The following is a 7,221-nucleotide window of genomic DNA, read 5'->3' on the forward strand; positions in this document are numbered from 1 at the left end:
CTCCATGAGTATTGCTGGGGAAAAGGGCTTGCCAAGGCCAAGTCCTCCGAACGACGCAGCCGGTTCGAGGCCGCCGTTGCAGAGGTTCACAATTTTGTCCTCTACGCGTGCCGAGATACGCGCGACGGCAAACGCAGTACCGAGAAGATCCGCAGCGCCGTCACAAGTGTCTGGGACATCGCGGAAAGGACCAAAAAGCGATGAGCGACGCTTGGCAAGATTGGTGCCTTGAGTGCGTCGAAGAAGCTCGCGGCTATGCAACCCAGAACGGCACGACGATTGAAACGGCCATGCTGCGCATCCTGCACGTGCTCATGGATGAGACGATGGCGCGGTATCCCGACGTCGAACTGAGTGTGGCGATCCGCGAGCTCGCATGGTGGGCCGGAAAAGCCGACCACGACGCTGCTGCTGAGAAGTCTCGTCAAGACTGATGCATTCCCCTCCGCAGGGTTCCGCCTCATGGGGCCATGAGGCCCGGCGGCGAGGGTGTCGGCGAGGGTGTCAAAGAACTCGAGCAACGCGACCCGGCAAGATGCGTGGCGGGATGGAGAAGAGGGGGAAGCGCGCCGAGAAGTCCCCCTGCCTCCAACGAGCCGCGGCTTCTCGGCATGCCGAGACGAAGGCCCGGTACTGCAGCAGGGGTGTCCAGCAGGGGTGTCCAGGGGTGTCCAGCAGGGGTGTCAGACGACTCGTAAAGGGCGAGATGTCGAAACGACACCTTTGACACCCGAAACGGAGCGAGAACGAGGCTCGGGCGTGGACGGGTAACCGACCGCTTTTCAAGTCTTTCCAAGGACTTGGAGCTGGCCCACAGGGTGCATCCGGCGTGGCGGCTTGTACGCAGGGGGATGGGGATGGGCTGGCCGCTGAGGATGTTCCATACTTCGTCACGTCCAGGTGCTTCCAGGGACGGTTGTTGCTGCGTCCCAGCGCGGAGGTGAACGAGGTGGTGGGAGGCGTGCTGGCACGAGCCGTCCAGCAGAACGCCGGCAACGTACGGCTGCACGCCTTCACCTTTGCCTCCAACCATTTCCATACGCTGGGTACGCTACGCGGGGTACGTGGGGTACGCTCGGGGTACGCGGGCGGAGCGAACAGCACTCTTGTCAGAGCGGAGAGGACCACCAGCCTGTGTGGATTACAACCATATGGGGTGTGTTATTTCTTCACAGCCCATAGGGTCTCGAAAATTCATGAAGTGATCAAAGCTAGAGCACGTTGATCCTTCAGATTTCCGACTCTTTCCATGCTTTTTGTGATGGCTTTCGGATGAAAGCCCACGTGGACCCCTCGAAGCGAGAGCAGGAGGATGGATGGAGGATAGAGGATGTCGCGCTCCACGGCTTGAGCCGGCAACACCATGCTCCAAGGAAAAACAAACATGTTCTCGCCTCCTGTGTCCAGGGTACTGCCCTGGTTGACCTGCCTCGGTCTGGGTCTTGCCGTCACCGGTTGCGAGTCCGATCCCCTGGATTACAAGCACCCCCTGGAGGAAGGAGCGAAGATCTGCGGGCGGCCCGACTTCAACGAGCTGTTCCCCTACTCCATCCGCTCCGAGAAGCTCCCGGTGCTCGTCCACTACTACAAGGAGGTCGAGCGGGAGACGGCCCAGCAGATCCTCGTGGCCGTCGAGAAGGGCTGGGACTATCACGTCAACCAGCTCGGCATGCGCCCGGCGCTCACGGACAACGGCGAGTGCGGACCCGATGACGCGTTCGACGTGTTCGTGTGGAAGGGCCACCGCAGCTGCCTCGTCAACGTCCTCTCTGGCGACTCCTCCACCGCGTGGGATGACCGGCGCGGCTACATGGTGGTCGATGCGTGGGGTCCCTACGGCGGGCCCGAACTCGAAGAGACCGTCGTCCATGAGATGGCGCACGCCTCCCAAGCTGCGGATGACTGGTACGAGTCCCCCATCACTTTCGAGATGTCCGCAGTCTTCACGGATCAGGTGTATGCGGATCGCTACATCAAGACCTATCTGGATGACTTCCAGGCGCACCCCGATTGGGCGCTCGATCGCGATGATAAATATGACACCTGGTACATGTACGGCTCCTCCCTGTACCTGCTCTACCTGAAGGATCGTTTCTTCGACGGCGACCCTCGGTTCCTCTCACGCATGTGGCTCGGTTCTCGCAACCCGCCGGGCGCGGAGAATGATCAGACGCTCAACGAGCCGGACTTCGCCGATGCGCTCGACTCGATACTGAAGGAGAAGAACTCAAGCTACGTCGACACCGTTCCTGAGTTCTCGCGCTGGCGCTGGTACACCGGGGAGCATGTCGATGACCGCCACTTTCGCCACTTCAAGGACGGGCTGGACAACCTCAAGGCGGCCCGGCTCGTGTTGGCGGCCCAGGTGGAAGCCAAGCCGGGAACGACCTCCATCAGCGAGAACGCGCCGATGATGCTGGGCACGAGCTACCTCGAGCTGTCGGCCGGTGCGAACTCCCCCCAGACGGTCTACGTGTCCCTGGAAGCCCCGAGTGATGCACGGCGTCGCTTCGTCGTCCAGGCCGTGCCCGGACTGACGCCCGACTCGGATGGAGAGGTCCTGGAGTTGTCGTCGGGTACAAAGCCGTTGAAGTTCGCGGCGGACCAGAAGCGGACCCTCATCGTGACCGTCCTCCCGACGGGTCCGTACGATCCCGACCTGAGGACCGAGGATCGATATCCCTTCTCCATCGTTCTCTCCGATCACCCGTAAGGCCGAAGAAGGGGCGCAAGCCTCAGTTGGACCAAGCAGGGTTGCTGCGCAGGACAGCGGTGAGGGTGTGTTACTGCCAGCAGCCGTAGACGTTGCCGCCCGAGTTCCATTGGAGCTGGTGCGAGTAGTCCGGGCCCCAGATGGTGTTGTCGAGCGGGTGGACGCCCCAGCCGCCGATGCGATCCGGGCTGATGGAGATGGCGGTGGCGTGGGGATCGTCGCGCACGCCCTTCCAGGGCCTGCTGTCGGCGGTGTCGCACTGGTTGGTGGACATGCAGTTGGCCACCTGATTGCCGGCGTTACCGCACACGTTGCTGGAGGGGCAGGCCATGGTGAGCATCGCGCCGGTGAACCAGCCGAGCGACTCCTTACACTCGTTGAAGACGCCCGTGTAGAGCGAGTTGACCGCGTTGGCGAGCTGCGCGTGCGAGTAGGTGTGCGGCGTCACCACGCCCCGGCCCGCGTAGTTGTGCGCGTAGGCCATGAAGGTGGAGCACACCATGCCGCCGTTCACCGCACCGCCCGGAATCTGGTGGGCGGTCTCCACCACCCGGTACTGGAAGAGCGAGTAGTTGACGCGGGCGCCGTTGCGCACCGGCCGGTCGATGTACTGGCCCAGGTCGACCCGAGAGCGGTCGCTGACATACGCGTGGTTGAACCAGAGCGAGTCGCCGATCAGCGCCGCTTGGCTGGGGTTTCCCTGCTGCCAGCCGGTCCACTCGGGGCCGCTGTCCTTGCCGTACAGGTTCATGTAGATGCCACCCTGGTTGATCTGCTCCAGTCCCGGGTAGCCGTAGCGCAAATCGAAGCCACTCATGGGCTTGCCACACACCTCCGGCGAGGGCTCCTGGGAAGGGTTGGCCATGGTAGCGTGTGAGACGGTGGCGCCGGGGCCATGCGAGAGCATCGAGTGCGTGCGGTACTCGCCAATGGCGTCCAGGATGTCGCGGATGGGGCCGAAGCTCCGGTCGAACACCACCGCGCCGTTGGGCGCGTTCCAGCCAGCGGGCGTCGAGCCACACGCATCCTCGGCTTGAGCGGTTCCCGCCAATGCCAGCGCGGACACTGCGACACTCCCTAAGAGCAGATGACGCATCACGATACCTCCCGGGAGACGGGATGGGGCTCAGTGGGTGCTCCGGCTTTTCGAGGCACTCCACCCAGGCGGCGACAGGGTGCCGGCCACGCCGAGCGGCGGGACGGTACCTGGGGATTCGTTCGTTCTACTCCGCCCGGGAAGCGCTGACCAGGAGCGTGCGCCCCCGACACTGGAGCCGAGCGCGGAACGCCAGACCGAAGAGCAGACAGGAGAGCGTGCGCTCTACTCCCTCTCCCCCCGGTTCATCTCTCCGTGTCACTTGGCCTGTGCCGTCAATTCGGGGAGCAGTGGAGCTTCAAACCGTCCGGTGTTCTAAGCCAGCTGGAGTAAGAACCTGTTTCGGTAGGAGGTTCAGCAACTTCCCCACCCGAGGAGCGGCCTGCCAGGAATAGGCCCTACCGAAACAGGCACTAAGTCCTGTCAGGCGGGCGGTTTGCTCCGCCGAAGGCGCACGTTGCCCGCGTTGCCCGCCCCTAACAGAACTTACCCAGGGTGGCTTAGCGGCGATCTTCGACGGGCGCCATGGCCTCGACGAGCGGATACTCGTTCCCCGCCGTCACGTTGAGATAACGCCCCGTCGGCGCAAGCTCGACTTTGGCCGCGGGAACCACGATGCGCGCGTGGCCGCTCGCGTCGGTGCGGGTCGCGCCGCTGTAGTCGGACCACGCCTGGAAGTAATCGCTCACGTGGTATTCGGCTTGGAGCGCGACGTCGGCGGCCGGACGCCCTTGCGCATCGGTCAGCTCCACGTCAACCATGAGATCGTCCGCATTCGAGCGCCGTGGCACCGTCGTGATCTTGGCCTTGAGGAGCCCCGCCTCGGTCTCCGTGAACTCCTCGGGTGCGTGCGCCGCCAGTTCAGCGAGGAGCTGGTTGAAGAAGCCGACCGCCCGCCCGAGAGCCTCGACGTCGATGTGATCCAGGTCGTCGAGCGAGGTGTGGTACCACGGCGTATCGGTCCAGGTGCAGATCGTCGGGATGCCGGCGCGGTAGTGTGGCTGGATGTCGGTCGCGAGCGTGCCGCCGGCCAATTTCACAAGGTTATCAAAGCCTTGCAACACAGGATAGACAGTCTTCGCTTGGCGCGCGTTGACGGTTTTGAGGGCCCTGTTGAGCACCTTGATCTGAGAGTACGCGATCGACCAGGTCGGTGCCGCAGACTCGGGATACTTCGCCTGCGTCTCCTTGTCCGCGCCGACGGGCATCTCAAGGTTGATGACGGCGATGATCGTCTCGCGGTTCGGCACGAAGTAGTGCTTGCGGAGGTAGTCGTAGCCTCCGTAGAGGGCGTTCTCCTCGCCGTCGAGTTCCGTGAAGACCAGCGTGTAGCGCGGCTTCTTGCCGCTCGCGCGGAAGCGCTCGACCTCGCGCCGGGCGATCGCGAGGACGCTCGCCGCGCCGCTGGTGTTGTCGACGGCGCCGGTTTTCCAGGTGTCGTAGTGCGCTCCGATGATGATGACCTTGTCGGCGTCCTCGCCTGTAATGCGGCCGACGACGTTGCGACCGTGGCCAGGGTGCTCGAGGGTGGAGGCGGTCACGTCGAGACGGAGCGTCGCGCGCAGCGTTTTACCCGCGTCGAGCGCGGCGACGAGTACCTCGCCGTCCTCTTGGCCGATCGAGACCGCTGGGATCGAATGCGTCGCCTCGAAGGTCTTCCGTACGGTTCCGAGCTGGCGCAGGTTGTTCGGAGCATTCGAAATATAGAGCATTCCGGCGGCGTGCGCGTTGATGAGGTTCAGGATCTGCACGGCGCGGTCGTAGTTCAAATCGCGCTTGAGGACGCCGATTTTGCCGCTCAGATCTTTGCCTGCGAGGTCGGCCGGCGCGCCGATGTTCACCCAGACGAGCTCGGCCGTGAGGTCTTTTCCGCCCGTGCCACCCGACGCCTCAAGCACGTCGTACGCTAGCTCCCGGTCGAGGCCGCCACCTTGGATGCTGAGCTTGCCGGTGCGGTACTCATTATAGGGGAAGGCGAACTCCTCGAAATGCGGGTTCTCAAGACCGATGCTCTCCATCTCGTCGCGGAGCCACTCGGCCGCCTTTCTTCCGGCTTCGCTCCCGACCGCGCGCTCGCCGAAGCTCGCGAGCTTCTGGAGGTAGCCGCGCACGAGCTCCTCGTCGCGCGTCCTTTCGGCTGCCGCCGACCTGAGTGCCGCGCCGTTTCCCGGAGTCTTGCAGGACACGGCCGTCGTCATCAGCAAGGCGATAACGGCCAGCGAGCGGAACGGAATCATGTGTGTGTGTGCCTCCCGAGCGGAATCTAGCACTAGGCGTAAGAGGGATTGGGGCCCTGTTGAGAGGCTCTTCTGCACGATCCGTGAGTTGAAGGACAGACCAACCGGGGAGCAGAGCGTAAAACGCTCACGGAGAGACGGTAGTAACCGTTCACCGCGTCAGGCGGAGAGAAGGCGCAGCTGCGCTCAGGAGGGCAACAGCGAGGGCCCGGTTTGCGCGCGCAGCGAAGCCTGGCAAGAGGACGTCAGGAACTCCAGCACGTTGCGCTGCTGCTGCTTGAGCGTTGGCCACCACTGTCAGCATCCGCGCGACGAAGAGGCCGCCCCGCGGGCTGTGCGTCCCCCAACTGCTTTTGCGCCAGAGAACAGCGGGGCGCAGCGCACGCTCGGCCGTGTTGTTCGTCGGCTCCAGGCCTTCCACGTCCACGAAGGTGAAGAGGGCCCCCTTCAACTTGAGAATCTCCCGCGCCATGCCGGCTGTCTTCTTGCTCGCGCACCGCCCGGCCTCTTCCAGCAACCGCACCACCTCGGACTCCACCTCGGGCATGCGCCGTTCGAAGGTGGCGCGCTTGAGCGTCCCGTCCTTCACCCGGTGCCACCAGCCAAACATCTCGTGGGCCTGTGCCCCCGAGAAGGTGTCAAAAAATTCGTGTGAGGGGACTCGGCACGACACGCGGCGGGAAGGAGTAGAGCGGAAAGGGGGCCGAAAAGTCCCCTCGCATCCACCGAGCTGCCGCCTCGCGGAACGCCACGACGAAGGTCCGGTACTGCTCGCGCAACTCCCTCAGCGCCTGGCGCGTGGAGGCATGACCCAATGGCCGCGGGCTGCGCTTGAGGTGCTCCGGCCGGGTATGCGGGTGCTGGGCCCTCACAGCTCGAGCCCCCATGACAGGCGTGTCCCGTGCGCGAGCCTCGGACTCCACCGCCTCCACCAATCCCCGCACCGCACGCCGCCGCTCCTCCTCCTCCCCCAGTCCTTTCCAACACGGGAGGGGCTCCACCACCAGCTCCACTGGCTCGGCGATTTCCTCGGCGAAGCGCCCCTCCCCCGCCTCCAAGTCCTCGCTCCTCCTCTTGCTCCAGCGCTTCGTCCAGCTGAACCCCTGGAACAGCCGCCTCGCCGGCCCCAGCAGCTGCGGCAGGCACGTGAGGCCCGGCCACTCGGCGCTCCTCTC

The 7,221-nt window shown here is 64.3% G+C and carries 6 protein-coding genes and 1 pseudogene; 3 read left to right on the plus strand and 4 right to left on the minus strand.

Annotated features, from left to right (window positions below):
* The 3 genes from VF794_RS00610 to VF794_RS00620 form a co-directional block, all read left to right on the plus strand.
* A partial coding sequence (locus VF794_RS00610; protein WP_331106654.1) for a hypothetical protein occupies nt 1-204 on the plus strand: 204 nt, incomplete at its 5' end.
* On the plus strand, nt 201-434 hold the full coding sequence (locus tag VF794_RS00615; protein WP_331106656.1) for a hypothetical protein: 234 nt from the start codon (nt 201-203) through the stop codon (nt 432-434). The genes VF794_RS00610 and VF794_RS00615, both read left to right, overlap by 4 nt.
* A 950-nt stretch (nt 435-1,384) precedes the next feature.
* Nucleotides 1,385-2,713, plus strand: a complete 1,329-nt coding sequence (locus VF794_RS00620; protein ID WP_331106658.1) for a hypothetical protein — start codon at nt 1,385-1,387, stop codon at nt 2,711-2,713.
* A gap of 70 nt (nt 2,714-2,783) precedes the next feature.
* Here VF794_RS00620 and VF794_RS00625 read toward each other — a convergent pair whose 3' ends face one another.
* The 4 genes and pseudogenes from VF794_RS00625 to VF794_RS00640 all read right to left on the minus strand — a co-directional run.
* Nucleotides 2,784-3,779, minus strand: coding sequence for a hypothetical protein (locus VF794_RS00625; RefSeq protein ID WP_331106660.1), 996 nt, complete (start codon nt 3,777-3,779; stop codon nt 2,784-2,786).
* Between the two features lie 530 nt (nt 3,780-4,309).
* On the minus strand, nt 4,310-6,046 hold the full coding sequence (locus VF794_RS00630) for a M28 family metallopeptidase (RefSeq protein WP_331106662.1): 1,737 nt from the start codon (nt 6,044-6,046) through the stop codon (nt 4,310-4,312).
* Between the two features lie 151 nt (nt 6,047-6,197).
* Entirely contained in the window at nt 6,198-6,656 is a 459-nt protein-coding gene (locus VF794_RS00635) for an IS66 family transposase (protein WP_414640851.1), read from the minus strand.
* A 28-nt stretch (nt 6,657-6,684) separates the two neighbouring features.
* Nucleotides 6,685-7,221, minus strand: a pseudogene (locus tag VF794_RS00640) (hypothetical protein); the annotation flags it as partial.

The organism is Archangium sp. (genome assembly GCF_036389735.1).
GTDB lineage: Bacteria > Myxococcota > Myxococcia > Myxococcales > Myxococcaceae > Archangium.